This is a genomic window from Actinosynnema sp., assembly GCF_052038725.1.
In genome coordinates this window covers 1-2,989 of the sequence record NZ_JBQGCX010001235.1, presented here as the reverse complement: position 1 = coordinate 2,989, position 2,989 = coordinate 1, and the positions used below count along the sequence as shown (strand labels likewise).

Sequence of the window (2,989 nt, the reverse complement as noted above, 5' to 3'; positions counted from 1 at the left end):
GACACCACCACGCCGCCGCCGTGCACGCCCGACCAGGCCGCCGCCAGCAGGCTCGGCGAGCCGCCCACCAGGGCCACCTGCACCGGCCCCATCGCCAGCGCCTCCGCGACGCTCAGCCAGTGCCCGGCGAACCTCGGCTCCCGCGCCGCCAGCAGCCCCGCGCGCGCCACCGCCCGCTCGGCAGCCTCCCGGTACTCCCCCGCCCTCGGCGCGCCCAGCGCCGACGCGGTCAGCAGCGCCCCCGCCAGCGACGACGCCCCGGACGGGCTCGCGTTGTCGGCCGGGTCGGCCGGGCGGTGGACCAGGGTCTCCGCGTCGTCGGCCGTGTCGTACCAGACGCCCGGCTCGTCGCCCGCGAAGCGCGCCAGCGCCACGTCCAGCACGTCGCACGCCGCCGTCAGCCACCGCGCGGTCCCGGTCACCTGGTGCAGCGCGAGCAGCCCGTCAGCGAGGCAGCCGTGGTCCTCCAGCACGCCCGCCGCGCCACCGGCCCGCCCGTCGCGGGAGGTGCGCAGCAGCCTGCCGTCGACCACGTGCAGGTCCAGCAGCAGCCCCGCGGCGCGCTCCGCCGCCTCCACCCACGCCCGCACGCCCAGCACGGCCCCCGCCTCGGCCAGCGCCGCGATCGCCAGACCGTTCCACGAGGTCACCACCTTGTCGTCCCGGCCGGGCTGCTCGCGCTCGGCGCGCGCCGCCAGCAGCGCCGCCTTCAGCGCCGGGTCGGACTCGCCCAGCAGCCGCAGCGTGGACGTGCCGTGCTCGAACGTGCCCTCCTCGGTCACCCCGTACAGCGCCGCGGCCCGCGCCCCGTCCTCCTCGCCGAGCACCTCGACCAGCTGCTCGGGCGTCCACGCGTACGTCGCGCCCTCCACGCCGCCGGTGTCCGCGTCGAGCGACGCGGCGAACCCGCCCTCCGGGGTGAGCAGGTCGCGCAGCAGGAACCCCGCGGTGTCCTCCACGACCTCGCGGTAGCGCGGCTCGTCCGGCACGAGCCTGGCCAGGTGGGTGTACGCGCGCAGCAGCAGCGCGTTGTCGTAGAGCATCTTCTCGAAGTGCGGCACCACCCAGGACGCGTCGACGCTGTACCGCGCGAACCCGCCGCCGAGCTGGTCGTAGATCCCGCCGGACGCCATCGCGTCGCAGGTCAGCCGGGCCATGGACAGCGCCTGCACGGACCCGGTGCGCTCGTGGTCGCGCAGCAGGAACTCCAGCGCCATCGACGGCGGGAACTTCGGCGCGCCGCCGAACCCGCCGTTGCCCCGGTCCAGGTGCCCGAGCAGCGACACGACCGCCCCGTCGAGCACGTCCGCGTCCACCGCCGCCTCGGGCAGCGGGGTGTGGGCGAGCTGGGCGACGATGCCCGCCGCCGACGCCCGCACCTCGTCGCCCTGCTCGCGCCAGGCGTGCTCGATGGCCGCCAGGACCTGCCGGAACGACGGCATCCCCGGACGCGGGGTCGGCGGGTAGTAGGTGCCCGCGTAGAACGGCTCGCCGTCCGGGGTGAGGAAGCAGGTCATGGGCCAGCCGCCGTGGCCGCTGAGCGCCTGGGTGACGGACATGTAGACCGCGTCCACGTCGGGCCGCTCCTCGCGGTCGACCTTGACGCTGACGAAGTGCGCGTTCAGGTACTCGGCGGTCTCCGCGTCCTCGAACGACTCGTGCGCCATGACGTGGCACCAGTGGCAGGCGGCGTACCCGACCGACAGCAGCACCGGCACGTCCCGCTCGCGCGCCTCGGCGAACGCCTCCGGGCTCCACTCCCACCAGTGCACCGGGTTGTCGGCGTGCTGGAGCAGGTACGGGCTGGTCGCGGACGCGAGCCGGTTCGTCATGCGACCAACCCTAGCGCCGGAGCGCGAAGAAGGTCCGGCGCCCGCTCGCCCGGTTTGCCGCCACCGCCCTGGGCAATCCGCGCAATTCAATTGAAGGGGGGTTCGCAAGGGCCATTCCGAGCATTTCTCCCAGCCACCCTGACCTGCGGAAACATTCACCGCACCGCAATCTGCGCGACCTTGACCGAGGAGTTGATCTACCGCTAGGGTGGGGCATTCCCAATAGACCACGCCCAGGGCCTGCGCCCGGCCCGCGAATTGCCTCGGAGTGGACCCGGAATAGCGCCGGGAAGAAGAAGGTGCCGCCCCCCGCTGGGAGCGGCACCTTCGGTGTCCCTCGACCGCGGCGGTGTGGCCGCTCGGATGAGGAGAGCCAGGGACCGGTCAGCGGTTTCCACCACCAACGTACCCCGCCCGAAGGAGCAGCGGCAATTTCCCGAGACCCCCTCATCGACCTGTTCAGCGGCCCGAGGACGGCCCCCTACCTCGCCCGCTGCGGCGGGGACGTCGGGCTCGCGACCCGGCTGTACCGGTGGAACGGGCAGGTGGCGTCGGCGTTCCAGGAGACCGGCGGCCACCTGGAGGTGGCGCTGCGCAACGGCGTGGCGCGGGAGCTGGAGCGGCGGCACCGGCGGCTCGGGCGGCCGGGGGCGTGGTGGGACGACCCGGCGCGCGAGCTGAACGCCGCCGCGCACCAGGCGATCGGGAAGGCGCGGACCGACCTGCGCAAGTGGGGCAAGCCGGTGACCGGGGACTACCTGGTGACCGCGCTCGGGTTCGGGTTCTGGCGCTACCTGCTGACCACCCGGTACACGAGCACGCTGTGGCCGAGCGCGCGCCGGGCGTTCCCGCACCTGCCGGGCAAGGACCGCAAGCTGGTCGAGCGCCAGGTCGGGAACCTGCACCGGCTGCGCAACCGCACCTCGCACGGCGAGCCGGTGTGGCGCCTGCCGCTGCACGCGCTGCGCGAGGACCTGTACGACGTGATGGGCTACCTGAGCCGGGAGCTGGTGGAGTTCGCCCAGGACGGCTGCCTTATCGACGGGGTGATGGAAGACTGCCGCGTCGTGCGGTGAACAGGAGCTCGACGAGAACACAAGGCCGCTGGGGAACCCCGATCCGGACGACTTGCTCCCGTAACGCCGATGGCGGCGGCC

At 74.0% G+C, this 2,989-nt stretch carries 2 protein-coding genes; one reads left to right on the top strand and one right to left on the bottom strand.

What is annotated here, in order from left to right; genetic code table 11:
* On the bottom strand, positions 1 to 1,832 hold a 1,832-nt coding region (locus tag ACTUAL_RS25975), incomplete at its 3' end, for a thioredoxin domain-containing protein (protein ID WP_440902091.1).
* Between the two features lie 545 nt (positions 1,833 to 2,377).
* Between ACTUAL_RS25975 and ACTUAL_RS25970 the strand changes: the two genes are divergently transcribed.
* On the top strand, positions 2,378 to 2,908 hold the full coding sequence (locus tag ACTUAL_RS25970; RefSeq protein WP_440902090.1) for a hypothetical protein: 531 nt from the start codon (positions 2,378 to 2,380) through the stop codon (positions 2,906 to 2,908).
* The last annotated feature ends 81 nt before the right edge of the window (positions 2,909 to 2,989 follow it).